A 26,229-nucleotide genomic window follows, 5' to 3' on the forward strand; every position below is an offset into this window, starting at 1 on the left:
CCCCGCGGCAATCGGGGCCGGACAGGGGCTGCGAGCCGTTTTCCACGGTTCGCGGCCCCTTCTTTGCGTCGTGGGCTATATGGAATACAGGAATATACCGAACACAGAAACATATGGAATACAGGAACATATGGAACGCAACGGAACCAAGGAGAGCAGCATCATGACCGTTTCTTGCAGCGCCGGCAGGCGTCCGCACCGCCGCCCGCTCGTCGCCCTCATCGCCTGTGTGGCGGCGCTGGGCATGTTGTCCGCGTGTGGGGAGGCAGCCGACTCCTCGTCGGCATCATCTTCGTCGTCGGCCGCGTCGTCGTCTTCGTCGTCGACGACCGGCGGAACGGGTACGTCGTCGGGCAGCGCTTCCGGTTCGACGTCGACGAATGATTCGACGTCCACCGGCAACGGCACCAAGGCCACCGACGCACTGGCGAAACTGCCCGTCAAGGGCCGTGCGCCCAAGACCGGCTACTCGCGCGATCAGTTCGGCCCCGCATGGGCCGACGTCGACGGCAACGGATGCGATACCCGCAACGACATCCTTGCACGCGACATGCAGAACGTGACCTACAAGTCCGGCACCCACAACTGCGTGGTCACGTCCGGCACGCTCGCCGACCCCTACACCGGCAAGACCATCAACTTCAAGCGCGGCCAGAACACGTCGTCCGCCGTGCAGATCGACCACGTGGTCGCCCTGTCCGACGCATGGCAGAAGGGCGCGCAGCAGATCGGCGCAGACAGGCGCAAGCAGCTGGCCAACGACCCGTACAACCTGCTCGCCGTCGACGGTCCCGCCAACCAGCAGAAAAGCGACGGCGACGCCGCCACCTGGCTGCCGTCGAACAAGTCCTACCGCTGCGCCTACGTGGCGCGGCAGATCGGCATGAAGACCAAGTACTCGCTGTGGGTCACGCAGGCCGAGCATGACGCCATGGCCACCATCCTCGCCACCTGCCCCACGCAGACCGTGCCCACCTCCGGCGGCAACGGCACGGAGTCCTCAGGCTCCACCGGCTCCGCGCACACGTGGGCCGTCACGCCCAGCCCCCCAGCCAGCGCAAGCACGCCGGCGGCCACCAGCACGCCAAGCGCGACGTCAGGCTCGTCATCCGGTACGTCGTCGAATTCGTCGAGTGATTCGAACGTCACGTACAGGAACTGCGCCGCCGTGCGCGCCGCCGGCAAGGCGCCGCTGCACCGCGGCGACCCCGGCTATTCGTCGAAGCTCGACCGAGACGGCGACGGCGTGGCCTGCGAGTAGCGGCCAGACCGGCCGGGCCGACCGAATCGGTCGGGCCGTTTGAGCCGGCCATCGATAATGCGTATAGCGGGAATCCGCCGATGTTCGAGGGCGCGCAGCCCCGGCATCCTAGAATTTCCGCTATACGCATTTTTCTTTTTTGGAAGGGGATTCCATTGACCGACTCCACGCCGATCGATTCCGTGCCGAACGATACGCAACCCATCATCGACTTCCGCCTCCGCCCGTTCTCCGAGCATTACGACCGCGGCTTCTCCGACGCGATGGTCCGCCGCTTCTTCTCCGGATTCGGCTACGACATCACCGCCGCCGCCACCGACCGCAGTTACGCATCCCTCAGGCGCGAACTCGACGAGGCGAACATCGTCAAGGCCGTGCTCCCCGGGCGCAAGGTCTACGACACCACCAACGACGAATTGTTCGACTACGCCGCCAAAGACCCGGATCGATTCCTCGTCTTCCCGTTCCTCGACGTGGCGAAGCCCGGCGAGGCATTGGACGTCATCGAACGCGACGTCGTGGCGCGCGGCGCCAAGGGCGTCTCCATCGAACCGCTGGGCGGCAACGACGTGCGTTTCGACGACGAGCGCATCCTCCCGGTCTATGAGCGTCTGCAGGAGCTCGGGCTGCCGGTCATGGCGACGGTCAGCGCCTTCGCCAGCGACCTCATCGACAACACCATCCCGCGGCAGATCCATCACGTGGTGCGCGAATTCCCGGACCTCACGTTCATCGTCTCGCATGCCGGCTGGCCGTGGGTGGCCGAGATGGTGCCCATCGCCTTCATGAACACGAACCTGTACCTGCTCGCCGACTTCGAGGGCACGCGCGGCAATGCGGCCCCGGAGTTGCGTCAGGCCGCCGAGCGCATGATTCCGGACCAGGTGCTGTTCGGATCCTCGTTCCCGCTGGGACCCATCGCCCAGGGCGTGCGGAACATCCGCGACTGGCGTCTCGACCAGGCGAAGGAGCGCAAGGTGCTATACGGCACCGCCGCGAAGATTCTGGGAATCTAACCGTGCAATCAGCCGGAAACCTCGAGTTGTGGGCGTGATTCTCCGAGAGAATGCCGGTGTCGGATGAAGTACCGGATGGATTGCGTTGCGATATCGCCGGATTGCGTCGTGCTCCATGGGAATTGCGGCGGTTTTGATGGATTGGGCTGTATTTTGTCGGAATTGCGGTTCGGTCCATGGGGAATCCGGGGCCGTGACATCAAGATCCGCATGATTGCAACGTTTCTTTGGTATCGGTTTTCTTCCGACGATGGACAGCGGCGCATTTTCGCTGGAATTGCGCCGTGGTCCACGAAAAACCGAGGTTTCCCAATGGATTGGGCTGCATTTCGTGAGAAACGCGGCGCAATCCATCGTCATGCCCATTCCTCCGTCCCGCCACTTACCGAGCCTGACGTAATCACACCCGTCGTGCGCCGAAGTCACCGCGCACGGACGTCTCCTCCCCAGGACTGACTTGTCCGTGTGTTTTTCCGTCGCATTACGTGTTGCCGCCGTCGATGACGGTATTGTTCGGAATGTGCGATGCAGCTTCGCGGGACGAAACCGCCATATATGCTGTTGTGGGCAATACGAACGTGGACGAGGTGTGTATGAAACAGATCGTTGTGGGTATTCTGGCGCATGTGGACGCCGGAAAGACCACGCTTTCCGAAGGGCTGCTCTACCGGGCCGGCGAAATCCGCTCACTGGGCCGCGTGGACCATGGCGACGCGTTCCTCGACACCGACGACATGGAGAAGCAGCGCGGCATCACCATCTTCTCCAAGCAGGCGATCGTCGAATACGGCGACCTGCGCATCAGCCTGCTGGACACGCCGGGCCATGTGGACTTCTCCGCCGAGATGGAACGCACCCTGCGCGTGCTCGACTATGCGATACTCGTGGTGAGCGGCGCCGACGGCGTGCAGGGCTACACCGAAACGTTGTGGCGGCTGCTGGAACGCTACCATGTGCCGACGTTCGTCTTCGTCAACAAGATGGACGCCGTCGGCGCCGACCATGATGCGCTGCTCGCCCAGTTGCGCCGCCGCTTCGGTGACGGATGCATGGACTTCGGCATGGAACCCGCTCCGGGGAAGCGCGAGGACACGGCCATGCTCGACGAGGACGCCATGGACGAATATCTCGCCGACGGCGTGATTAGCGACGGTCGGCTGCGGGAGATGATCGCCGGGCGGCGTCTGATTCCCTGCTATTTCGGGTCGGCGCTGAAACTCGACGGCGTCGACGAACTGCTTGAAGGACTGGCCGCATACACCCGGCAGCCCGCATACCCGGACGAATTCGGCGCACGCGTGTTCAACATCGCGCACGACCGGCAGGGCAACCGGCTCACCTGGCTGAAGGTGACCGGCGGGGAGCTGCCGGTGAAGGCGTGGCTGACGAATGAGAGATCCTTCGGCTCCGCTCAGGATGACAGAAAGGGTGCGGGGGCAAGCGGCTCCGCTCAGGATGGCAGGGACGGCGTGACCGATACGGCGACGCCGGGAGAGGTGTGGCGGGAGAAGGCCGACCAGCTGCGCATCTACTCCGGCGCGAAGTTCACGCTCGCCGACACGGCCCCGGCCGGCACCGTCTGCGCCGTGACCGGCCCCACCCGCACCTTCCCCGGCGAGGGCCTCGGCTTCGAACCCGACGCCGGCGAGCCGGTGCTCGAGCCGGTGCTCACCTACACCGTGCTGCCCGGCGACTATGACATCCACAAGGCGTTGGTCGCCCTGCGCGAGCTCGACGACGAAGATCCGCTCCTGCACGTCGTCTGGGACGAGCGGCTCCAGGAGATCCGCCTGCAGCTCATGGGCGCCGTCCAGCTGGAGATCATCCAGCAGATGATGCGCGACCGGTCCGGACTCGACGTGCGTTTCGGCCCCGGCACCATCCTCTACAAGGAGACCATCACCGCACCCGTCGAAGGCGTCGGCCACTTCGAGCCGCTGCGCCACTACGCCGAGGCGCATATCCTGCTTGAACCCACCGGCGAAGGCAGCGGCCTGAGCTACGCCACCACATGCAGCGAGGACGTGCTCGACCGCAACTGGCAGCGGCTCATCCTCACGCATCTCAAGGAGAAGGAGCATCTCGGCGTGCTCACCGGCTCGCCCATCACCGACATGCGGTTCACGCTCGTGGCCGCCCGCGCCCACCTCAAGCACACCGAGGGCGGCGACTTCCGCCAGGCCACCTACCGGGCCGTGCGCCAAGGCCTCATGCGCGCCAGGGAGCGCGGCGACTGCCGGCTGCTCGAACCCTGGTACCGGTTCCGCCTCGAGACGCCGCAGGATATGCTCGGCCGCGCCATGGCCGATGTGCAGCGCATGGGCGGCACGTTCGACCCGCCGCAATCCGACGGCGACCATGCCGTGCTCGAAGGCGTCGCACCGGTATCCGAGATGCGCGACTACGCCATGGACGTCAACGCCTACACGCATGGCCAGGGCCATATCGTCTGCACGTTCGGCGGCTACCGACCCTGCCACAACGCCGACGACGTCATCGAACAGGCCGCCTACGACCCCGAATCCGACATGGAGAACACGCCCGACTCGGTGTTCTGCGCGCACGGCGCCGGATATCCGGTCAAGTGGGACGACGTCGAATCGCATATGCATCTGCCGTTGCGGACGGCACGATAGCACTCCGGCAGCGAGCCCGCCGTTTTCCTTAGCACCGTCTGAGAACGCGGATGGCATGGTGAAGGCAACGGCATCGCCATGGGCGATGACCGGTTCCGCAAATCTTCGTAAGGATTGTCATGCCACAGTTTCTCAGCCCCGAATTCATCATCGGCGCGGCCGGCCCGTGGGCGCTGGTCGTCTCCGCCCTCATCGTGTTCGCCGAATCCGGCCTGCTCATCGGGTTCTTCCTGCCCGGCGACTCCCTGGTCTTCCTGCTCGGCATGGTCTCCGCCGCCATGGCCCTGCCCGGCTCCCCGCTCGCCTCCACGCCCCTGTGGATCATCTGCCTCGTCGTCGGCGTCTGCGCGTTCATCGGCGACCAGGTCGGCTACGAGCTCGGCAAGTTCGGCGGCGACAGCCGTCTGCTGCATTCATGGACGACCGGCAGGAACGCCGAACGACTCGCCCGCGCCCGCGCGTTCTTCGACCACTACGGCTACAAGGCCATCATCCTCGCCCGCTTCGTGCCGATCTTACGCACGTTCGTGCCGTTCGCCGTGGGCCTGACCCATTACAGCCACCGCAAGTTCATCTCCGCGAACCTCGTCGGCGCGCTCGCCTGGGGCATCGTCGTGCCCGTCGCCGGGCATCAGCTGGGGCGCGTCTCGATCATCGCCGACAACATCGACGCCACCTGCATCATCATCGTGTTCATCTCCGTGCTGCCGCTGATCGTCAAGGGCGTGCGCTCATGGCTGGCATCGCGCAAGCCACAGGCCGCCCACGCCGACTGACGACTGACAGCAGGCGCCCGACCACTCACGGCACCGGCGTCGGCGTTGTCCGGGGGCCTGCGGAATCGCCGTTCGCCGGGGAGGCGAATCCCGCTCCCCGGCGAACCGGATATGATACGGTTCTCGTGTATTCGGCCATACACCAAGGAGACGGGTCATGCTGCAGATCAAGTCGATCTCCAAACAATACCGGACCGGCGATTTCGTCCAGAAGGCGCTCGACGACGTGAGCCTCAACCTGCGCGACAGCGAATTCGTGGCCATCCTCGGCCCCTCCGGGTCGGGCAAGACCACGCTGCTCAACATCATCGGAGGCCTCGACCGCTACGACAGCGGCGATCTCGTCATCAACGGCATCTCCACGAAACGATACAAGGACCGCGACTGGGACTCCTACCGCAACCACACCATCGGCTTCGTCTTCCAAAGCTACAACCTCATCCCGCATCAGACCATCCTCTCCAACGTGGAACTGGCGCTCACCATCTCCGGCGTCTCCAAGTCCGAACGCCGCGAACGCGCCCGCAAGGCCCTCGAACAGGTCGGCCTCGGCGACCACGTGGACAAGCGCCCCAACCAGCTTTCCGGCGGCCAGATGCAGCGCGTGGCCATCGCCCGCGCCCTGGTGAACAACCCCGGCATCGTCCTGGCCGACGAGCCCACCGGCGCACTCGACTCCGACACCTCCGTGCAGATCATGGACCTGCTGCGCGACGTGGCCAAGGACCGCCTCGTCGTCATGGTCACCCACAATCCCGAACTCGCCGAACGGTACGCCACGCGCATCGTGGAGCTGCGCGACGGCCGGATCCGCAGCGACTCCGACCCGTTCGAGCCCGATCCCGGCTCCGACGCCGCCGCCAAGCCCGCCGTGCACAAGACCATGGGCCGCGCGTCCATGTCGTTCGCCACGTCGCTCGCCCTGAGCTTCAACAACCTCGGCACCAAGAAGGCGCGCACCATACTCACGTCGTTCGCCGGTTCCATCGGCATCATCGGCATCGCGCTGATCCTGTCCATTTCGACGGGCGTGAACACCTATATCTCGAACATCCAACGCGACACGATGGCCTCGTATCCGATCGAGATCCAATCGCAGTCGTTCGACATGTCGAGCATCATGAAATCGCAGATGTCCGACGCCGAGGAGGGCCGCAGCGCGTCCGCGAAGACCGACGGCATCTACCCGGACGACTCCGGCATCAAGCAGGTGTCCAGTCTCACCAGCTCCATCACCAAGAACAACCTCAGCAAATTCAAGAAGTATCTCGACGACCCGAACAGCGAGATTCATAAATACGTGGGCGCCAACGGCATCCAATACACGTACGACGTCAAGTTCTCCGTCTACGACCGCGACCCCAAGGGCACGCTGGTCAACGCCGACGGCGTGACCATCGGCTCGAAGTCCGGCGACGCCATGTCGTCGAAGATGGCGTCGTTGGGCGCCCGGTCGTCGCAGAACATGGCCGACATCCAACGCACGCAGATGTCGATGATCACCGGCAAGACCGACGAGAACACCGCGCCCGAATCGTTCAACGAGATCATGCCCGGCGCGAAGTCCGGCCAGCGCATCAGCAAGGTCATCACCGACAACTACGAGGTCGTCAAAGGCTCCTGGCCCAAGGCCAAGGACCAGGTGGTGCTCGTGCTCGACCAGAACAACAAGGTCTCGCTCACCACGCTCTACGAGCTCGGCCTGCTGCCCGCCAGCGACTACAACGACATGATGACGAAGATCAACGACGGCAAGGACGTCAAGACCGACACCGGCCGCATCGACTACGACAAGGCCCTCGACCAGACGCTTCGGCTCGTGCCCGCCGCCGACCAGTACGTGAAGAACGCCGACGGCACGTACCGATACGTCGTCGACGACGAGGACGAGGTAGCCAAACTCGCCGACAAGGCCATGAAACTGAAGATCGTGGGCGTCGTCCGGCCCCACGCCGACTCCAAGACCACACCGCTGGCCGCCGGCGTCGGCTACACGCGCGACCTGACGAACTACCTCATCGACTACGCGAACGACAGTGCCATCGTCAAGGCGCAGAAGGCCTCGCCGAAGAGGAACGTGCTCAACGACCTCGCGTTCTCGCCCGCCGACGACAAGGCGAAGGCCGCCGACGCGAAGACCTACGTGGCGTCGCTCGGCGTCAGCGACAAGGCGAACATGGCGCGGTCCATGCTCGGCGACTCCGCCGGCGCCTCCGCACAAAGCGGGGGAGCGGCGGCCGGCACGACGACGGACGCGTCCGGCGCCGCATCCGCATACGGATCGGAGGCCACGACCGGCGCGTCCGGCGCCGCTGCCGCCATGGGCGCGATGAGCGAACAGCAGCTCGCCGACCAGTTCGACGCGTACATCGCCACCGCCCCCACCGCCACGCTCGTGAAGATCTACGACCAGTACGTCTCCAGCGGCGACTACGACGACAACCTCGCCGCGTTCGGCGTCGTCGGCCGCGACGCGCCCACCGCCATCAGCATCTACACCGACAGCTTCGACGACAAGAACGCCGTCGGCGACGCCATCAGCCACTACAACGACGGCGTCAAGAAGGCCGACAAGATCGTCTACAACGACTACGTGGGATTGATGATGAACTCCGTGACCACCATCATCAACGTCATCTCCTACGTATTGATGGCGTTCGTAAGCGTTTCGCTCATCGTGTCGTCGATCATGATCGGCATCATCACATACATCTCCGTGCTCGAACGCACCAAGGAGATTGGCATCCTGCGCGCCATGGGCGCCTCGAAACGCAACATCTCCCAGGTGTTCAACGCCGAGACCGGCATCATCGGCCTGCTCGCCGGACTCATCGGCATCGGCGTCACCCTATTGCTGCTCATCCCCGGCAACCAGCTGCTGCATCATCTCATCGGCAACAACGACGTCAACGCCGTGCTGCCCGTGGGCGGCGGCGTCATCCTCGTGGTGCTCAGCGTCGTATTGACGCTCATCGGCGGGCTCATCCCGTCGAAGAAGGCCGCTAGGCAGGATCCGGCCACCGCGTTGCGTACGGAATGACGTTGCGTACGCGATGACGTCGGTAACGTCGGTTTTCCTCGACGTTGCATGCACGATATATTGCAAAACTAGACTGCGTTCTAGTCAGGGCGGATGGGGGAACGGGCGACAGGCGCCGTTCCCATCCGCCCGACGCACCAGAAAGGACCATATGATGGCAGGAAAGCACATCGGCGTTATCGGATTCGGCAACATGGGCGGCGCAATCATCGGCGGCGCCATCGAACACGGCGTAATTAAGGCGTCGGACGTCACCATCTTCGACCCCAATGCCGAGAAGATCGCCTACGCGAAGTCGCTGGGGCTGGGCACGGCCGCCAGCGAGAAGGACGTGGTCGCCGCCAGCGACATCGTACTGCTCGCCGTCAAGCCGCAGATGTTCGCCGCCATGGCCGCCAAGGCCGGCTCCTTCGACGGCAAGGCCATCCTGTCCATCATGGCCGGCGTGACCGCCGACCGCGTGCGCGACACCGTCGACGGCACGCCGCGTGTCATGCGACTCATGCCCAACACCCCGGCACTCGTCGGCGCCGGCGCCTTCGCGCTCGACTCCGACAGCGACTTCACCGACGACGAGAAGGCCTTCGCCAAGGCGCTGTTCGAATCGCTCGGCATCGTCGAATTCGTGCCCGAACACCTGCTCGACGCCGTCACCGGCCTTTCCGGCAGTGCACCCGCGTTCGTGGCGCTGTTCATCGAGGCGCTCGCCGACGGCGGACTCAAGGAGGGTCTGCCGCGCGCCACCGCCTACCGGCTCGCCGCGCAGACCTGCCTGGGCGAGGCCAAGCTCATCCTCGACAAGAACATGACGCCGGCCGCCGCCAAGGACATGGTCACCTCGCCGGCCGGCACCACCATCGCCGGCTACGCCGTGCTCGAGGAGGCCGGACTGCGCGGCACCGTGATGAAGGCCGTCTCCGCCGCCGCCCAGCGCTCCCGCGAACTGTGATTCCTTTGGCGTCCTGAGCGGAGGGCATGCCCCTAATGTCATCCTGAGCGGAGGATGTATTCCTTAATGTCATCCTGAGCGGAGGCCGTACTCCTTAATGTCATCCTGAGCGCAGACCGTCAGGTCGTAGTCGAAGGATCTTGGACCCCTTGGGTTTTCATAGATCCTTCGACTCGCTGCGCTCGCTCAGGATGACAAGGAGAGCACTCGCTCAGGATGACGCACACGGGGGCCGCCAGCTCAGGATGACGGGGTCTCCTTCCTGAACCGGCTAGAACATCGGGCCGGCGGCGCCGATGCCCTGCAGGAACGTCGCCACGTCGCGCATCTCGGGCATGTTGATGCTGTGCGCCATGCCCGGATACACCTTCTCGGTCAGCGTGCCGTGCTTCCTCCAGAAGTCGCCCATCGCCGCCACCTCCTCCTTCGGGAAGATGGTGTCGGCGGCTCCATGGCCGTAGAACACCGGGGGAACCAGTTCCGCAAGACGTTCGTCTCCGGCCACGGCGCCCGGCGCCAGCCAGCCGGAGAAGCACACCGCAGCCCGGTACCGCTCCGGGTTCACACGCAGCAGATGACCGGCCAGCAGACCGCCCTGCGAGAAGCCCATCGCCACCACGTCACGGTCGGCGGGAATGTTCGCCGCCACCCAACGGTCCACGGCTTCGGCGGCCTCCAACGCCTGCTTGTCCAGTGATGCGCCGACCGGCACGCCCTCATGATCCCACGTGCCGAACCACGTGTATCCCATGCCGTAATCGATCGGCGCACGCAGTGACGCATAGTCCGCGTCCGGCGCGCAGAAGCGCAGCAGGTCCGGCAGATCGTATTCGTTCGACCCCCAGCCGTGCAGCAGCACGAACACCGGCCGGCGGGGATTGCCGTTGAGTTTCGTCAACGTCTTGGTGATTTCCATGATGGTCCTTCCTTGATTGCCATATCCAGCATACGGGGAACGGCGTCATAGCGGTGGAATCGTCCTGCGGGCGATACGGTATGGCCGATGGCCCACGGGTCTACGGCCACAGTCTCTCCCCCAGTCGGCTGACGCCGACAGCCCCCTCGTCAGAGGGGGCCAGAAAACCGTGTATTGATGTGACGGTCAGAACGTGACGCGCATCTGATGCCAGACGACGCCACCATGCGTGGAATCGGAGACGCCCTCGTCCACGAAGCCAAGCCGCGCATAGAACGCGATCTTCTCCGTCTTGCACGTCAGCACCACACCGGCACGCCCCTGTTCGCGGGCGTCATCAATCACCCGGCGCAGCACCGCGGACGCATACCCATGCCGGCGATATTCCGGCATCGTATTCACGCCGAAAACCATCTGCCACCGGCCGTGCTCGTCATGCATCGCGGCATCGGCATACATCACGTCGGCAAGATCGCGTTCGTCCGTCGTCATGCCGTTGACGAAACTGATCAGCGTGCCGCCGCCATGATTATCGGCACCGTCGGCAGCACTGTCGTTTTCGTTGTCGACCATCAGCCAGAAATGATTCGGATACGCCTCCAGACGCCGGCGGAAATCCTCGCGCGACGCGGCCTCCGCCGGCGGGAAGCACGCCGACTCCACCGCGGCGATCGCATCGAGATCATCCAACGTCGCATGACGAATGGTCGTATGACGAACGCACATCGTTCCCGTTCCCTCCAACCCGACGGGACGAGACCCGTCAGCAAAATCTATAACCGGCTATCAATCGTTGCAACGACGTCGCCGGTCGCACGCCATATAGATTTTACCTATGCTGACGCGCTTGAAAGCAAGGAAGGCGCGCGCTTAGCTGTAATCAACGGACTTTTCGCAACAGGAACACGAACGACAGAAGGGGAAGACGATGGCACGGTTGAAGACGCAGCTCGTACACGGCGTACCGGTGAACGACAACAATACTGGCGCGGTGAACCCGCCCATCTACAACTCCTCCACCTACACGTTCAAATCCGTCGAGGACACCCCGCGTTGGGACTACGCGCGATCGGGCAACCCCACGCGCGAATTCCTCGAACGGCAGATTGCCCAGCTCGAACACGGCTGTCAGGGCTTCGCCTTCGCCTCCGGACTCGCCGCCATCCACGCCGCGCTCGCCATCTTCAAGCCCGGCGACCACATCATCGTCAGCGACAACATCTACGGCGGCACCTACTCGCTCATCAACGAACACTTCACCCGCTGGGGACTCATCTTCCACCCCATCGACACCACCGACCTCAAACTCGTCGAAAAGGTCTTCAAGGCCGTCGAAGACGAAGGCGAGCACGTCGAGGCCATCTACTTCGAAACCCTCACCAACCCGCTGCTCAAGGTCAACGACACCGCCGCGCTCGCCGACATCGCCCACGAGCACAAGGCCATCGCCATCGTCGACAACACGTTCCTCACCCCGTACCTGCAGCGTCCGCTCGACGTCGGCGTCGACATCGTGCTGCACTCCGCCACCAAGTACCTCGCCGGGCACTCCGACGTGAACGCAGGACTCGCCGTCGCCCGAAAGAAGGACATCGCCGAACGCCTCTACTTCTCGCTCAACCGTCTCGGCGGTGTGCTCGCCCCCGCCGAATGCGACGCCGTGCGCCGCGGCATCCAGACGCTCGCACTGCGCATGGACCGTCAGCAGGAGAACGCGCTCACCATCGCACGGTTCCTCAAGAACAGCCCGGTCGTCGCCGACGTGCATTATCCGGGACTGGCCGACTCGCCCGACTACCATCTGGCGGTGCGCGAGCTCAACGGCTTCGGCGGCGTGCTCTCCTTCGAGGTGAAGAAGGGCGTGAATCCGGCCGACGTGCTCAACAACCTGCACGTGTTCCGGCTGGCCGTGAGCCTCGGCGCGGTGGAAAGCCTCGCCGAGTTCCCCGCACGCATGACCCACTTCGAGGTGCCGCGCGAGGAGCGGCTCAAGCTCGGCATCAGCGACGAGCTCATCCGCCTCTCCGTCGGCATCGAAGACGTGTTCGACCTGCTCGAGGACCTCAAGCAGGCGCTTGACATCGCGGAACGCAACGCGTTCTCCGGGCGCAACGACGGCAATCGCATCGCCGTGGACTCCCGGTCGTTCGAGCAGGCGTTCGGCGGGGAGCTGGGGGAGACGGAGCGGCGCGAGGTTCCGGTGAACCCGCTGAACGAGCAGGCCTCCCTCTGAAAGGGTTGTGGGCGTCAGTCGCTTGCAGACGGAACGGGCCCCCTCTGACGAGGGGGCTGTCGGCGTAGCCGACTGGGGGAGAGATTGTGACCGTGATTGTGCCGTGGCGGCTGTGGTGCTTTCGTTCTCTCCCTCCGTCACGGCTTCGCCGTGCCACCTCCCTCGTCAGAGGGAGGCGGGGATGGGACGCCGCGACTGCGGCGGGCCCCCTCTGACGAGGGGGCTGTCGGCGTGAGCCGACTGGGGGAGAGACTGGAACGGTGATGGCTGCGCCGCCCGTGATTACGGTGGTTGCCGTGATTGTGCCTTGGCGGCTGTGGTGCTTTCGTTCTCTCCCTCCGTCACGGCTTCGCCGTGCCACCTCCCTCGTCAGAGGGAGGCGAGGGCAATCGGCCTCACGACGCCACGGTCTGCAATTGTGGGCGGGCTATGCCCGCGCCTTGCTTGCTTCGCGGTTCCTTGGCGGAACCGCTACGCCCGTGGCTGCTCGACAGTCCACCGGACTGTCTCACGACGCCACGGCCTGCATCGCCACGGCGGCGAGGTAGTTGACCGGCTGGCTGAAGTTCGGCTGGAAGAGCAGGTCCACGTTGGCCAGCTGGTCGATGGTGAAGCCCGCCTGGATGGCGATGGACACCGCATTCGCCGCCTGCGCCACATCCGGCTGCTTCGACAGGAACTGCGCGCCCTTGATCTTGCGGGTCTCCGGGTCCCAGGTGAGCGTGGCCGTCACCGGCGTGGTGGTGAGCATGAACGCCGGACGGAAGTCCTGCGTCAGCGTCGTCGACTTCACGTTCACGCCGCGCGCCTCGGCGCCGCCCTGCGTCAGGCCCGTCGCCGCCAGCGACAGGTCATAGAGCTGCACGGCGCTGGTGGCCTGCGTGCCCATGTACTTCTGCGTCGGTTCCACGATGTTCGCACCCACGAGCAGCGCCTGACGCACCGCGTTCGTGGCCAGCGGGATGTAGTCGTAGGTGCCGGTCGGGTTGTAGAACACGGTGGCCGAGTCGCCGGCGGCGAACACGTCCTGCGACGGCTCGCTTTCGCCGCTGATCGTGGCGCGCATGTACTCGTCGGTGGTGATGGCGCCGTTCTTCAGCATGTCGAGCTGCCCGGCGAACAGGTCGGTGCGCGGCAGGAAGCCCGCGCCCATGATGGCGCAATCCACCTCGAACTCGTCCTCGGAGGTCACCACGGTCACGGTGCCGGAATCGTTGAGGCGGAACTCGGTGACCATGTGGCCCAATGCCAGCGTCACGCCGTGATCGGTGAACGCCTGCTCCACCACGTCGGAGATCGGCTTGTCGAAGTTCTTCGCCAGCGCGCGGTCGAGGCCGTCGACGAGCACCGACTGCACGCCGATCTCGCTGAACTGCTCGGCCAGCTCCGCGCCGATGTATCCGGCGCCGATCACGGCCACCTTCTTCGCGCTCTTCGCCATCTCCTTGATGGCCAGGCCGTGGCCCCAGTTCTTGCACAGTTTCACGCGGCCGTCCCCAAGGCCTTCCGCCAGACCCGGAATCGGCGGCGTCACCGGCTTGGAGCCGGTCGTCACCACGAGCTTGTCGAATTCCAGCGTGCTTTCCTCTCCGGTCTTGAGGTCCTTGGCCACCAGCGAGCCGCCCTTGACGTCCACGCTGAGCACGTCGTGCTCCATATGCATCGTCGCGCCCAGCGAGGCCAGCGCCTCGGGGGAGGAGTAGAACATCTTCTTCGGGTCGGAGACGTGGTCGCCGACCCACAGGGCGATGCCGCAGGAAAGGAACGAGAGCGTGTCATTGCGCTCGTAGACGTGCACATCCCAATCCGGATGGGCCTGAAGAATGGACTGCGCGGCGAACGTTCCCGCGTGGGTGCAACCGACGATGGCTACGGTGGTCATAGCAAAACTCCCATGTTTTGTTGTATGTGTCAACACCCAACTATAGAAGACCGCTATGGCAAATCGCGGCAACACGTTCGCCGAAAGATAACAAAACGATTACAGGGTAAGAATAGTCACAAAACGTCGTGACGACATGCGGATGCATGCTGTCACGACGTCATATGTCGTCACACATTCGTCGCGTCGTAAGACGTCATGCGGCGAAAAACTCGGCCACGGCCTTGGCGTCGGCATATCCGCGCCGGTACATGAGGTTCAGCCCCTCATAGGACTTGTGCAGCGTGGAAAGCCCGTACAGGTCGGTGGGGGCGAGTATCAGCACCCGGCCCTCATCCTCGTATCGCTTCGCCAGCGCCACCTCGTCGTTGTACGTCCGGTATCGGTTCAGCAGCCGTTCCGCGGCCTCGGGGTAGGTGCGGCGGAGGATGGCGGCGGGCCCCTTGTCGCGTTTCTGCTCGCGCAGCACATCCTTCGGACGCGTGAGCACGACCACCACCTTGTCGCATCCGTCGTCGAACGCCTTCTGCACGGGGATCGGATCGGCGATGCCGCCGTCGAAATACGGCACCCCGTCGACCACGTACGGCTCGCAGGCCACCGGTACGGCGCTCGACGCCTTGCAGATGTCGTAATCGTCCTGATGCATGCGCGACTTGGGGAAATAGTGCGGCAGGCCCGTCTCCGCCTCGGCCGCCACCACATAGTATTCGATGGGGCTGTTCTTCACGGCCTCGTAGTCGAGGGGGTCCTCGCCGTCGTGGTTCGACAGCGTGCCGTACACGTAGTCGAGATGCACGAAATTACGGTCGTGCACGAAATTATAGGTGCTCGCGTATTCACGGCGGAACGCGTAGCCCGTGTAGAAACGGTACGTGCGGTTCTTCTGCTTCGAGAGCAGGCACGTCAGATTGGCGCTGCCCGCCGATACGCCGATGGCGTAATCGATGCGCACATCGTCCTCCAGCAGACGATCGACGACGCCCGCGCCGTAGATCGCGCGGAATCCGCCCCCGACGTCGATGATTCCCGTCTTCATGACGACTCCCTTCCATGACGGTTCGTATGCCCGTCCGCCGCCGGCTGCATGACGGACGACGTCGAATCGAGACCGACCGATGCCCGTCCGCCGTTATGCGGTCGATGATACGCTATTCGCCGAGCAGGGTGTGCGACAGTTCGACAATACGTTCGGAAGTGTCCGAATTGGCGATTTCGACCGAGCCGGGATGCGTGTCCTCGGCCAGTCCTCCCAGCGATTCGAGAATCACGCCGAGATGGTTGATCGTGCCCTCGTTGCCGTCGATGATGGCGGTGTGCGTGGGAAGCAGCTCGCGGAAATAGTCGCGGTAGAACACGAAATGCGTGCAGCCGAGCACCACGCTGTCGATGGAATCGAGGTCGTACCGGTCGAAATAGCCATGCAACGTGTCCATCACCAGATCGTGGTCGCCCAGCTCGCCGGCCTCGACGATGCGGACCAGTTCCGGGCACGGCTGCTTGCGGATGTCGTGTTCGGAATCGAACCGGTGCAGCAGGTCGGCGAACTTGCGCTCCTTCAGCGTCAGCGGCGTGGCGGCCACGATGACGTGCTGACGCACGCCGTGCCCGCGGTCGCAGGCCACCTTGAGCGCCGGCTCCATGCCGATGATCGGGATGTCGTAGCGTTCGCGCAGATCGTTGACGGCGGCCGACGTGGCGGTGTTGCAGGCTACGACGATGGCCTTGACCCCCTGCCGCACGAACCGGTCGCAGATGTCGAAGCAGAAGCCGCGGATCTCCTCCGGCGGCCGCAGGCCATAGGGCGCGTGGGCGCTGTCGCCGAAATACAGCACCGACTCGTTCGGCATGTCGTGGCGCAGCTGCCTGGCCACGGACAGTCCGCCGAGTCCGGAATCAAACACTCCGATGGGCGCGTTCGACGACATATGGTCCTCCTTGTGACGGGTTCTCGAGATAATCCCCTACAAGATTAGTCGTTTCACTGCCATAGTCTTGGGTTTCATGAGCATTCCCCAGACTGTTTACAAAGGGCATGGCACCGGCAACGACTTCGTCGTATACGCCGATGCCGACGGCGACCACGAACCGACCGAGGAGGAGATTCGTTTCCTCGACGACCGTCATTTCGGCGTCGGAGGCGACGGGTTGCTGCGGCTGACGCATCCGCGATACGTCTCCGACCTTGACGACGGACAGGTGGATGAGTTCGAGAAGGCGGGAGTGGACTGGTTCATGGACTACCGCAACGCCGACGGCTCGCTCGCCGAGATGTGCGGCAACGGCACGCGTGTGACCGCCCTGTTCGCGCAGATGATGGGATACGCGGCGGGGCCGGGCGGCGAGCCGTTCCGGTTGGGCACGCGCGCCGGTGTGAAGACGCTCACCTCGTTGGGGGCGGTCGAGGGGCTGGGACGCAACGTGTTCCGCATCGACATGGGTGCATGGAAGTGCGCGGAGGAGAAGACGTTCACGGTAACGATTCCCGGACACGAAGGATCGGCCCGCGGCACGTTCGTCGACATGGGCAACCCGCATGTGGTCGCCGTGCTGGAGGACCGCAGCGGCAGTGGGCTCGCCGACGGCGCTACGCTGCCGGCGGTCGCGGACCTCGACCTCGCGGCCAAGCCGGTGGTCGACCCCGTGTTGGAATCCGACCAGAACGCGGAGTTCGTGCGCGTGGACGCCATCGACCGTAAAGCGAACCATGGTGTGGCGTTCATGCGGGTGAACGAGCGCGGCTGCGGCGAGACGCTCTCCTGCGGCACGGGCCTGTGCGCCACGGCGGTCACTCTGCGCAGGCTCGCCGGCATCGACGACTGGACGATCACCGTGCGCGGCGGCACGCTCATGGTGCATGTGGATGACGGGCACGTGGAGCTCACCGGCGATGCCGCCATCGTCGGCAGGGTGGAGCTGCTGTAGCGAAGTCGCCGTGGCCCAAGCCGCTGGGGCGGGGGTTCCGGGTGTGTGGCCCGGAACCTAATGCCTGGAGCCTAGAACCGGAGCAGGGAGACACCCTCGTTGAGCATGATGACGGTGACGAGGACAAGCACCCAGACGACGTCGATCATGAGGTCGAGGTTGAGGCGGTAGTACGTGTCCAGGCCGCGGCGCAGGCCGCCGAGCGGACCGTCGGCGCGCGGCAGGTCCTGCGTCTGCACGCTCGCGTGCGAGAGCGCCATGAACTGGATGGTCGTGGAGAACATCAGCACCAGGCACCACGGGCACAGCGCGCGGATGACGAACACCGACTGCGTGAACAGCCAGTATGCGTAGAAGAGCGCGGCCAGGCCGCCCAGCCATGTGCAGATGGCGAACCAGCGGGGCACGGCCACGCGTGCGAGGCCGATGACGGCAACGGTGACGAATACGGCCTCGGCGGCGATGCCGAAGAACGCGTTCGGATAGCTCAGGTCGCCGAGGTGGATGATCTCCGCCTGCCAGCTCTGCGCCACCGTGGAGCAGGAGACCACGGAGTTCACGTCGCAGTCGAGCTTGACGTCGGGGTTGCGGGCCAGATGCAGCGTCTCGGCCGAGAGCACGAACGACACGCCGAGCGCCACGAGCGACATGACCAGCATGACGAGATAGGTCCATGTGGCGCCGTGCCGCCATCCCCGCGGTGTTCCCCGGTAGCCATCCGCCTGGTAGTCGTCCACCATCGTCGTCATCGTCTCGTCCCCCTGACGTCCGTCGGCGCCGTCCATGGGCGGCGCCCGTGAAGGTGTCCGCCGCGCATCGTCATGCCATTGCAGGGCATGATGTCATCGCGACTGACGTGTATTTATGACGCCAACAGCTTACGATAGTGATATGACTGCACGAAACGTAACGAACGCCGGCTGGGATCTGCACTGCCACAGCGCATACTCCGACGGCACCGAATCACCGGAGGGACTGGTTCTCGAGGCGCGCCGGCGGGGACTCGCGGGCGTCGGCATCACCGACCACGACACGTGGGCCGGCTGGGACGAGGCGGAGGAGGCGAGCCGCCGTTATGGCGTGCCGCTGGTGCGGGGCACGGAGATCACCGCCGACGTGGACGGCATTTGCGTGCATATGCTCGGTCTGCTGTATTCACCGGACGACGAGGTGCTGCGCTCCCTGTTCGAGACCACGCGCGAGAACCGCACGAAACGCATGAAGAAGATGGTGGAGAACCTGTCCGCCGACTTTCCCATCACATGGGACGACGTGATCGCGCAGGTGAAGGAGGGGGAGGCGACGACCATAGGCCGGCCGCATATCGCCGACGCCATGGTGGCGTTGGGGTTCTTCCCGAACCGTTCCGCCGCGTTCGCGGGCACCATCAACAAGAACGGCCCGTATTACGTGCCGATAGTCTCGCCGGATGCGAGGACGGTGGTCGAGGCGGTCAAGCATGCGGGCGGCGTCGCCGTCATCGCGCACCCTGCGGCCACCTCGCGCAACAAGCGCATCCTCACCGATGAGCATATCGCCGGTCTTGCGCAGGCCGGACTGGATGGTCTCGAGGTGTTCCATCGCGACAACTCCCCCGAACAGCAGCAGCGTCTGCTGGGGCTGGCCCGGGACCTGCATCTGCTGACCACCGGAGGTTCCGACTGGCATGGCGCGGGCAAGCCGAACGTCATGGGGGAGAACACGACCGATGCCGCGACGGTGGAGGAGATCGCGCGCCGGGGTGCCATCGGCATCGTGCGGTAGGCCGGGCCGTCCCCGGTCTTGGCGAAACCGAAACGGCCCCCGCAAGCGGGGGCCGAGGGTTGGGGTCAGTTCAGTGCGCCGAATCCAACCGGATGAGAAGTATCCGAGCCCACGATGGCGTAGCCGATGGCCTTGCCGGGGATGACGATGCGGCGGCCCTTCGTGTCGGTGAGGTCCACGACCTCGCCGTTCTTCACGGCCTCGCTGATCGCGGCGCTGACCTCGTCCGCGGACTTGTCGGTGGCGAAGCTCACCGGGCGGGTGACGTTCTGAATGCCGATCTCGACGTCCATGATTCCTCCTTGGCCGTATGGCCGGTTGCTGGTTATCAACACTATTACCGGATTCTAGCGATTCCCGTCGGATCCGTCCGAATCGTCCGTAGGCTCTTCGCTGTCGGCGTCAACGGCGTCCGGGGTCCCGCCGTCGGATGCGTCGCCGATCAGCGAGACGTAGCCGGTCGGATGGCCGCCCACGTGGTTGTCGTCGGGGGCCTCCACGGTTGCGCCGCCGTCGGGGGCGATGTTGCCCTCGTCGTCGAAGTCCGCCTCGGTCAGCCTCGGCAGGGCCACGGTCCGCGTGTCGTCGCTTTTCACGTCGGGCGGCGTCACCACGTCGGTCTTGGACTCCGGTGCCTGCGGGTGCGCGTCGGTCGGCTCGTCCAATAGGGGACGCTGGCGCCTGGTTTTCGGCGGGAACGACGTCTGCGCGGCATCGCGGTCCCGACGGTCGTCCTGCGGGGTGTTCCGTGGTTCGGCGGCAGGTGCCGGCCCGGGACGGTCCGCACGCCGCCCGGCTTGCCGGTCGTCCTGTGCGTCGTTCTCCAGCAGTGTGCCCACGGTGATCGTGGAAGGATGGCGTTCGGACTTCTTGGAGTCGCCCTGCGGCGCGAGTTTGGACGCCCGCACGGAAAGCTGGTGGGCGAGCCGCTCCACCTGTGCCTTGAACTCGATGATCCTGTCGTTGTCGGCGCGGTCGAGCGCCCGGATGAAGTCGCCCACCTGCTCCATCTGCAGCCACAGGCTGGCCCGCAGCATGATGAGGTCGTCGAGCCGGGATCCGATCAGCCGCGCGTAGGCGGACAGCACGTTGTTGCGGCGCTTGGAGTCGAGCCGGCTGAAGATCCAGGCCAGGTCACGCGCCGGGTCGTTGACCTGCATGTTGCTCCAGTGGTAGATGGCGTTGAGACCGGTGCTCGAGAACAGTATGTCGCCGTCGTCGAATCCGCCGTGCACCGGGCAGGTGTGGAACGCCCACAGTCCCTCGGTGGCCACGATGCGGTCCCAGCTCGACGTGATCTCGTCGGGGACATGGCCCGCCTCCTTCAGACGGGCGATCCACGAGACCAGCTGGTTCCTGATCTGCATGGAGGAGAATGACGGGTACCGCTCCTTTTCGAGGAACGCCGGACGCAGACGGTGGATGGCGCCGATGGCCGTGCCCACGGAGACGCATTGGCTTTCGGTCAACTGGTCGAGCGGGGTGGCGAACCCCTCGTTGTGCACGGTGATGAGCACGGCGGTGGAGCCGGTGGGACCGTTGGCGTGCTCGCCCGACTGGAACGCCACGGTGCGTTCCAGCGCGAAGCCCAGTCCCGCGGGCTCCTTGGCGCGAAGCAATGCGGCCGATGAATCCGCGCGGGTCAGCAGCAGCTTCTTCCCGGCCGTAGTGTCGGACACGCTGACGTCGAACTCCCGGCCCGTGGTGTCGGTGACCACGGCCGTATCGATGCCGTCGGCGCCGGAGAGCGGATACTGCTCGGATTCACGCGTGCTGGCCACGGCGAGATTCGGCATGGCGGCGGATGCAAGAGCTGCCAAGGTAAATACTGAACGTTCACTCACGTGTCCCACTCTAATGCACGTCGGCTTCCGATTCGTTCAGGAAACCTGCAAGAATGGGCATGTGAACACAACAGGCGAGGAAATTCTCCAGGGACTCGACGAGGCGCAGACCGCGGCCGCGCGCGCCGTCGACGGCCCCGTGCGCATCATGGCGGGCGCGGGCGCGGGCAAGACCCGCACCATCACACGCCGCATAGCCTACGCATGCGCCACCGGGGCGTGGAACCCGATGGGAAGCCTCGCCGTCACCTTCTCGGTGAAGGCCGCGGCGGAGATGCGTTCCCGTCTGGCGGCGCTCGGCGTGCCACAGGTGAAGGCGGCGACGTTCCATTCCGCCGCGCTGAAGCAGCTGCGTCGCGTATGGCCCGAGCTGAGCGAGGCGTACTTCCCGGCCATCCTCGAGGATCCGAGGGAGGTCGTGGCCGCCGCCTATACGCGGGTGACGGGCGAGACGGGCGTCGATCCGATGATCGTCCGCGCGTTGCTTGCGGAGATCAATTGGACGAAGGTGTCGCTGATCGCCCCCGAGGACTACGAACGCGTGTGCGCGGCCACGCATCGGATACCGCCCGCGGAGCTGGACGCCGGACGCATGGCGGACGTCATCACGGCGTACGAGCAGACGAAGACGGGACGCAACCGCATCGACTTCAATGACATCCTGCTCATGGCCTGCCACGTGCTCGAGCATTTCGAGGAGCAGGCGGCCTCGATCCGTTCCGGGGTCCGTTGGGTCACCGTCGACGAATACCAGGACGTCTCCCCGCTGCAGCACCGGCTGCTGAAACTGTGGATGGGGGAGCGGGACTCCCTGTGCGTGGTCGGCGATCCGGCGCAGACCATCTACTCGTTCGCCGGGGCCACCAGCTACTATCTGCTGAATTTCGGCGACGAGTTCCGTTCGCTGAACGCCGACGTCAAACTGGAGACGGACTACCGTTCCACCCCGCAGATCGTGCGCTACGCCAACAGGGTGCTGTCCGCCGCGGCCTGCGCCGACGACTATCTCGACCTTCGTTCGGGCCGCGACCCCGGCAGAAGGATGATGTGCTCCTCCTACGACACCGACGAGAAGGAGGCGCAAGGGGTGGCGAGGAAGATCGCCGCACTGGTGGACCGTGGCGTCGATCCCGGCGACATCGCCGTGCTCATGCGCATCAACGCGCAGGGGGCGATGGTCCGTGCGGCGTTGTCCCGGCTGCGAATCCGCTCGCGGGTGCGCACCGAATACGGGCAGAGCGAGGCGTCGCTCCTCGACTCGTCCGGTGCGGCGGCTCGGGCGGCCGCGGCCGACATCGCCGCCGGCCCCGCCGGAGCCGTCAGCATCTCCACCATTCACGCCGCCAAGGGTCTGGAATGGCGGCACGTGTTCATCATCGGATGCTCGGAAGGGCTGATGCCGTTCGGCTCGCCCGCGCCGGGGGAGCTTCTCGAGGAGGAGCGGCGGCTCATGTACGTGGCCGTCACCCGCGGCGAGGACACCGTGGACCTTTCCTTCGCCGCGGCCAAGGACGCCGCAAGTATGCAGCGCCGTACCCCGAGTCGTTTCCTCAGATAGTCGTTGCCGAGTCGGGCGTGCGGCGGCGGGTTGTTGACGCACTAGGCGGTCGGCGGCGGGTTGTTGCCGTGCTAGGCGGTCGGCGGGTTGTTGTCACGCCGGGCGAGCGATAATCTGCCTTGTCATTCTGAGCGAGCGTAAGCGAGTCGAAGAATCTTTAATCTTTTGCCATGACAAACAAAGATCCTTCGACTCCGGACTCCGTCCTCCGCTCAGGATGACACAGGGCGGGCCTTCGCGGCCGTTCACCCGGGACGGCGGAAGGCGGGTCAGTTGCCGCCGTCGCTCCCTTTGTCGTTGTCGCCGCCGTTGTTCTCGTCAAGGAGCTTGCTGAGTTCGGCGTCCCAATCCACCGAAGTGCCGGGGCGGGACCCGTCGGCGGCGCTCCTGGCCTGGGACCCGTCGCCGGCCGGCTTGTCGTCCGTGAACGTCGGCAGCAGGTCGGGATGCCCCCACCTGCGGTCGCGCTCCGCGGCGCCTTCGGCCGTGGTGATGGATTCCCACAGCCCTGCGGCCTCGCGCAGTCGCTTCGGACGGAGCTTGAGCCCCAGCAGCGATTCGAACGTCAGTTCCGCCGGTCCGCCGACGGCGCGTTCGCGCCGCATCATCTCGCGCAGCTGCTCGATATGCGGCAGATGGGCCATGCCGGCACGCCACACCACGCAGTCGACCCAGCCCTCGACCAGGGCGAGCAGCGTCTCGAGGCTGTCGAGCGCCTCCTTCTGCTCGGGAGAGTCGCTGATGCCGACCTTGGCGAGGTTCACCGCGCCGGCGATGGACTCGGGATTCATGGCCTCGGCCTCGCGCAGCTGCTCCTCCATGGCGTCGAGGTCGATGGAGATGCCGCGCGCGTATTTGCCGATCAGCGCCTCGAAACGGGGCATCAGCCACGGCACGGAGGCGTAGAGGCGGGCGTGGGCCACCTCATGCAGGGCGAGGAACCCCATGACCTCGGCCCTGTCGATCTCCAGCTCCTTGGCGTAGGCGTCGATGTTCTCGGGGATCAGCGCGCCGGCCGGGTTCTTCAGCAAGGCGATGCCCTGGTCGAAGCTGCCGTGCACCTCGCTGGAGAGGTTGCCGGCCGCCTGGCCCAGCTGCATGGCGAACGAGGTGTTGCCCAGCAGCTTCATCAGCATGGCCGGGTCCTTGAGGTCGTCGGGAATCGGAATCGGCACGGGCCCGGCGAACATGCCGGACACCTCGCCGTCGATCGCGCCGCCGAGACGTTCGGACAGCACCGAGGCCAACGCGTCGTTCATCGACTCGGCCACCGGCGCGGCGAACGACGCCCACGAGGGCAGCGTGCGCTCCACCCATTCGGCGCGGGTGAGCACATCGGCCTGTCCCTTGACCGGATCGAATTCGGTGACGGTGTCGAGCCACAGGTTCGCCTCGCTCAGCGACTGCCGGGCCGCCGCGCCGTCCTCGGCGCTGACCATCGATGCGGAGCCGGCCTCGCGGGTCTTGTTCAGGGCGATGGACTGGGCGAGCTTCACGTTGATCGGCCCCTCCTCCATCGTGCGATGCACGTCGCCCGCGGTGTTGAGGCCTCCCGCCGTCAGCGCCTCCGCCAGCGAACGGACCTCCGACGGCTTGGGCAGCCCCTCGACCCCCTGGCTCATGATCTGGTCGCGAATCGATTCGGGCAGCGCGGAAAACTGCTTCCACGCCATTTCCCCCTGAACCGGGCCGAAGGAGTCGATAAGCCACTGATGCAGTTCGTTGTCTTCCATACCTTCACCATCTGTTGCCCGACGCATGAGCGCCGCTACGGTTGTTATTGTTGACTCCAATACTATAAAGAAGTCCTTTGCATCCATACTATGAGGGGTATGTCCATCATGCATCTCAAACGCGCCAAGTTCGCCGTCAGCGCCATGCCGTCGCGCATCATGTGGTATTTCCGTGTTCGCGGCCTGAAATACAGCCTCGGTCTCATCGGTGCCGTGCTGTGCGTGGTCATGCTGTGCATGCCCAGCGGCTACGTGACCGAGGGGCCCGGTCCCACCAGGGATGTGCTCGGCACGGTGGGCACCGACGACGCCGGCGGGTCGGGCGACGCCAGGCCGATGATCGTGGTCAAGGGCGCGAAGACCCATGACGACACCGGCCGTCTGCTGCTGACCACGGTGAACAGCTACGGCATCGACTGGCCGCCGACCAACGCGGAGGCATTGGTGGCCTGGGCGAACCCCCATGCCGGCGTGCTGCCGCGCGAGGCGGTGATTCCGCCCGGGCAGAGCGGCGACGACTACACGCGCACGGCGAAGAAGGAGATGACCGGCGCACAGGACACCGCCTCCGCACAGGCGCTGAAGTTCCTCGCGGCCCGCGGCATGGACACGTCCGGTGTGACGATCTCCATGAACGTCGACGAAATTGGCGGCCCCTCCGCCGGCATGATGTACGCGCTGGGAGCCATCGACAAGCTCACCGCGCAGAACGAGACCGGCGGCAGGACCATCGCCGGCACCGGCACCATCGACAAGGACGGCAAGGTGGGCGCGATCGGCGGCATCAGGCTGAAGATGCTCGGCGCCAAACGCGACGGCGCCACATGGTTCCTCGCCCCGAAGGACAACTGCGACGAGGTCGTCGGTCATGTGCCGGCCGGTCTGCGCGACGTGAGCGTGTCCAACCTGTCCGAGGCGTACAAGGCCCTGGTCGCCATCGGGCAGGGCAAGGGCGGCTCCCTGCCGCATTGCGCCGTGAAATGACGTCGTCGAATGGCGTCGTCCCGCGGCGGACGACCACTATTCGTACATTCGTGGTTTCGATGCCGTTGTTGTTCCGCAAGTGTTGCTATGCTGAACCCGTGGTTGAAACTACTAGGCATACGGCTGACGTTTTTGGATTCCATTCCGGCGACATCATTCAGGAATGGCTATGGGACGATGACGTGGATGATTCCATCCGCGAGGGCATCGAGACCATCACCGGCGAGGACCTCGTCGACGAGGATTATGACTCCGACGTCGACGGCGTGATCCTGTGGTGGCGTGATGGCGACGACGAGGACGCGTTGTCCGACACGATCATGGACGCAGCCACCGTGCTCACCGATGGCGCCCCGTTCTGGGTGCTGACCCCGAAGCCGGGGCGTGAGGGCGCCGCAGGTGCCACGACCATTGAGAACGCGGCGAAGACGTCCGGAATGAACGCCGCTACCCCGCAGACGCTGAACGCCGACTGGAATGCGGTTCGTCTGCGCGCGTTCGGAAAAGGAAGATGATGATGTGGGGCCGGTAGAGGCCCCTTCCATTCATGAATCGTCGATTAGGGTGGAAAATTGACGGTTTTTGGCGTGCATTGGCACATTCGTGAATTGAAAAGGCCGTTGGGATTGTCCAACGGCCTTTCATTGTGGGTGATAAAGTGCCCTAGGGTTATAGCCCAAAATGCGGGCACGATGTGGGCATGGAGTCGTGA

20 protein-coding genes and 1 pseudogene are annotated in these 26,229 nt (G+C 65.0%); 12 read left to right on the top strand and 9 right to left on the bottom strand.

Annotation, left to right across the window (positions count from 1 at the left end; genetic code table 11):
- Positions 1-163 precede the first annotated feature (163 nt).
- The 6 genes from KIH77_RS02960 to proC all read left to right on the top strand — a co-directional run bounded on the left by KIH77_RS02960 (position 164) and on the right by proC (position 9,678).
- The gene (locus tag KIH77_RS02960) at positions 164-1,261 is read left to right on the top strand and encodes a GmrSD restriction endonuclease domain-containing protein (protein WP_219099595.1); all 1,098 of its coding nucleotides are present in this window, start codon (positions 164-166) and stop codon (positions 1,259-1,261) included.
- 155 nt (positions 1,262-1,416) lie between these two features.
- Positions 1,417-2,277: an amidohydrolase family protein gene (locus KIH77_RS02965; protein ID WP_219099596.1), complete on the top strand. Its 861-nt coding sequence runs from the start codon at positions 1,417-1,419 to the stop codon at positions 2,275-2,277.
- A gap of 593 nt (positions 2,278-2,870) precedes the next feature.
- Entirely contained in the window at positions 2,871-4,913 is a 2,043-nt protein-coding gene (locus KIH77_RS02970) for a GTP-binding protein (RefSeq protein ID WP_219099597.1), read from the top strand.
- Positions 4,914-5,032: 119 nt separating this feature from the next.
- Entirely contained in the window at positions 5,033-5,689 is a 657-nt protein-coding gene (locus KIH77_RS02975) for a DedA family protein (protein ID WP_219099598.1), read from the top strand.
- A 157-nt stretch (positions 5,690-5,846) separates the two neighbouring features.
- Positions 5,847-8,729 (top strand): ABC transporter ATP-binding protein/permease, encoded by a 2,883-nt coding sequence (locus KIH77_RS02980; protein WP_219099599.1) that lies wholly within the window; start codon positions 5,847-5,849, stop codon positions 8,727-8,729.
- Between the two features lie 154 nt (positions 8,730-8,883).
- The gene (gene proC, locus KIH77_RS02985; protein WP_219099600.1) at positions 8,884-9,678 is read left to right on the top strand and encodes a pyrroline-5-carboxylate reductase; all 795 of its coding nucleotides are present in this window, start codon (positions 8,884-8,886) and stop codon (positions 9,676-9,678) included.
- Positions 9,679-9,949: 271 nt separating this feature from the next.
- Here proC and KIH77_RS02990 read toward each other — a convergent pair whose 3' ends face one another.
- Positions 9,950-10,594 (bottom strand): alpha/beta hydrolase, encoded by a 645-nt coding sequence (locus KIH77_RS02990; RefSeq protein ID WP_219099601.1) that lies wholly within the window; start codon positions 10,592-10,594, stop codon positions 9,950-9,952.
- Between the two features lie 186 nt (positions 10,595-10,780).
- Positions 10,781-11,320: a GNAT family N-acetyltransferase gene (locus KIH77_RS02995; protein ID WP_219099602.1), complete on the bottom strand. Its 540-nt coding sequence runs from the start codon at positions 11,318-11,320 to the stop codon at positions 10,781-10,783.
- A gap of 202 nt (positions 11,321-11,522) precedes the next feature.
- Here KIH77_RS02995 and KIH77_RS03000 point away from each other — a divergent pair.
- Positions 11,523-12,680, top strand: a pseudogene (locus KIH77_RS03000) (trans-sulfuration enzyme family protein); the annotation flags it as partial.
- 655 nt (positions 12,681-13,335) lie between these two features.
- Here KIH77_RS03000 and KIH77_RS03005 read toward each other — a convergent pair.
- From KIH77_RS03005 to murI, 3 genes are all read right to left on the bottom strand, one after another.
- Positions 13,336-14,709 carry an FAD-dependent oxidoreductase gene (locus tag KIH77_RS03005; protein WP_219099604.1) on the bottom strand — a complete coding sequence of 458 codons (1,374 nt, stop codon included), beginning with the start codon at positions 14,707-14,709 and terminating at the stop codon, positions 13,336-13,338.
- 196 nt (positions 14,710-14,905) lie between these two features.
- Entirely contained in the window at positions 14,906-15,748 is an 843-nt protein-coding gene (locus KIH77_RS03010; RefSeq protein ID WP_219099605.1) for a patatin-like phospholipase family protein, read from the bottom strand.
- A gap of 112 nt (positions 15,749-15,860) precedes the next feature.
- On the bottom strand, positions 15,861-16,637 hold the full coding sequence (murI, locus tag KIH77_RS03015; RefSeq protein WP_219099606.1) for a glutamate racemase: 777 nt from the start codon (positions 16,635-16,637) through the stop codon (positions 15,861-15,863).
- A 76-nt stretch (positions 16,638-16,713) separates the two neighbouring features.
- On the opposite strand from murI, the gene dapF reads away from it, so the two are divergent.
- Entirely contained in the window at positions 16,714-17,634 is a 921-nt protein-coding gene (gene dapF / locus KIH77_RS03020) for a diaminopimelate epimerase (protein ID WP_219099607.1), read from the top strand.
- 71 nt (positions 17,635-17,705) lie between these two features.
- Here the strand turns inward: dapF and KIH77_RS03025 are convergent, their stop codons facing one another.
- A complete protein-coding gene (locus KIH77_RS03025; RefSeq protein ID WP_372445355.1) occupies positions 17,706-18,374 on the bottom strand; it encodes a vitamin K epoxide reductase family protein in 669 nt (222 codons plus the stop codon).
- Between the two features lie 151 nt (positions 18,375-18,525).
- On the opposite strand from KIH77_RS03025, the gene KIH77_RS03030 reads away from it, so the two are divergent.
- Positions 18,526-19,398, top strand: a complete 873-nt coding sequence (locus KIH77_RS03030; protein ID WP_219099609.1) for a PHP domain-containing protein — start codon at positions 18,526-18,528, stop codon at positions 19,396-19,398.
- Positions 19,399-19,463: 65 nt separating this feature from the next.
- On the opposite strand, the gene KIH77_RS03035 is transcribed toward KIH77_RS03030, so the two are convergent.
- The gene (locus tag KIH77_RS03035) at positions 19,464-19,691 is read right to left on the bottom strand and encodes a DUF3107 domain-containing protein (protein WP_219099610.1); all 228 of its coding nucleotides are present in this window, start codon (positions 19,689-19,691) and stop codon (positions 19,464-19,466) included.
- A gap of 54 nt (positions 19,692-19,745) precedes the next feature.
- On the bottom strand, positions 19,746-21,218 hold the full coding sequence (locus tag KIH77_RS03040; protein ID WP_219099611.1) for a phosphotransferase: 1,473 nt from the start codon (positions 21,216-21,218) through the stop codon (positions 19,746-19,748).
- Positions 21,219-21,303: 85 nt separating this feature from the next.
- Between KIH77_RS03040 and KIH77_RS03045 the strand changes: the two genes are divergently transcribed.
- Complete coding sequence (locus KIH77_RS03045) at positions 21,304-22,800, top strand: ATP-dependent helicase (RefSeq protein ID WP_308283180.1); 1,497 nt, start codon at positions 21,304-21,306, stop codon at positions 22,798-22,800.
- A gap of 269 nt (positions 22,801-23,069) precedes the next feature.
- Here KIH77_RS03045 and KIH77_RS03050 read toward each other — a convergent pair whose 3' ends face one another.
- The gene (locus KIH77_RS03050; RefSeq protein WP_219099613.1) at positions 23,070-24,533 is read right to left on the bottom strand and encodes a zinc-dependent metalloprotease; all 1,464 of its coding nucleotides are present in this window, start codon (positions 24,531-24,533) and stop codon (positions 23,070-23,072) included.
- A gap of 108 nt (positions 24,534-24,641) precedes the next feature.
- Between KIH77_RS03050 and KIH77_RS03055 the strand changes: the two genes are divergently transcribed.
- Entirely contained in the window at positions 24,642-25,517 is an 876-nt protein-coding gene (locus tag KIH77_RS03055) for a YlbL family protein (protein ID WP_372445356.1), read from the top strand.
- Positions 25,518-25,576: 59 nt separating this feature from the next.
- Positions 25,577-26,032 (top strand): DUF3052 domain-containing protein, encoded by a 456-nt coding sequence (locus KIH77_RS03060; protein WP_219099615.1) that lies wholly within the window; start codon positions 25,577-25,579, stop codon positions 26,030-26,032.
- Positions 26,033-26,229: the final 197 nt, after the last annotated feature.

The organism is Bifidobacterium pluvialisilvae, from assembly GCF_019331695.1.
Lineage (GTDB): Bacteria > Actinomycetota > Actinomycetes > Actinomycetales > Bifidobacteriaceae > Galliscardovia > Galliscardovia pluvialisilvae.

What these genes read in the sequence shown, in the direction of transcription:
- KIH77_RS03055 (WP_372445356.1), top strand. Translation starts at nt 24,642, where the DNA reads ATGCATCTCAAACGCGCCAAGTTCGCCGTCAGCGCCATGCCGTCGCGC.
- KIH77_RS02990 (WP_219099601.1), bottom strand. Translation starts at nt 10,594, where the DNA reads ATGGAAATCACCAAGACGTTGACGAAACTCAACGGCAATCCCCGCCGG.
- KIH77_RS03035 (WP_219099610.1), bottom strand. Translation starts at nt 19,691, where the DNA reads ATGGACGTCGAGATCGGCATTCAGAACGTCACCCGCCCGGTGAGCTTC.
- KIH77_RS02995 (WP_219099602.1), bottom strand. Translation starts at nt 11,320, where the DNA reads ATGTGCGTTCGTCATACGACCATTCGTCATGCGACGTTGGATGATCTC.
- dapF (WP_219099607.1), top strand. Translation starts at nt 16,714, where the DNA reads ATGAGCATTCCCCAGACTGTTTACAAAGGGCATGGCACCGGCAACGAC.
- KIH77_RS02975 (WP_219099598.1), top strand. Translation starts at nt 5,033, where the DNA reads ATGCCACAGTTTCTCAGCCCCGAATTCATCATCGGCGCGGCCGGCCCG.
- murI (WP_219099606.1), bottom strand. Translation starts at nt 16,637, where the DNA reads ATGTCGTCGAACGCGCCCATCGGAGTGTTTGATTCCGGACTCGGCGGA.
- KIH77_RS03005 (WP_219099604.1), bottom strand. Translation starts at nt 14,709, where the DNA reads ATGACCACCGTAGCCATCGTCGGTTGCACCCACGCGGGAACGTTCGCC.
- KIH77_RS03010 (WP_219099605.1), bottom strand. Translation starts at nt 15,748, where the DNA reads ATGAAGACGGGAATCATCGACGTCGGGGGCGGATTCCGCGCGATCTAC.
- KIH77_RS03050 (WP_219099613.1), bottom strand. Translation starts at nt 24,533, where the DNA reads ATGGAAGACAACGAACTGCATCAGTGGCTTATCGACTCCTTCGGCCCG.
- KIH77_RS03060 (WP_219099615.1), top strand. Translation starts at nt 25,577, where the DNA reads ATGCCGTTGTTGTTCCGCAAGTGTTGCTATGCTGAACCCGTGGTTGAA.
- KIH77_RS03030 (WP_219099609.1), top strand. Translation starts at nt 18,526, where the DNA reads ATGACTGCACGAAACGTAACGAACGCCGGCTGGGATCTGCACTGCCAC.
- KIH77_RS02980 (WP_219099599.1), top strand. Translation starts at nt 5,847, where the DNA reads ATGCTGCAGATCAAGTCGATCTCCAAACAATACCGGACCGGCGATTTC.
- KIH77_RS03025 (WP_372445355.1), bottom strand. Translation starts at nt 18,374, where the DNA reads ATGGTGGACGACTACCAGGCGGATGGCTACCGGGGAACACCGCGGGGA.
- KIH77_RS02970 (WP_219099597.1), top strand. Translation starts at nt 2,871, where the DNA reads ATGAAACAGATCGTTGTGGGTATTCTGGCGCATGTGGACGCCGGAAAG.
- proC (WP_219099600.1), top strand. Translation starts at nt 8,884, where the DNA reads ATGGCAGGAAAGCACATCGGCGTTATCGGATTCGGCAACATGGGCGGC.
- KIH77_RS02960 (WP_219099595.1), top strand. Translation starts at nt 164, where the DNA reads ATGACCGTTTCTTGCAGCGCCGGCAGGCGTCCGCACCGCCGCCCGCTC.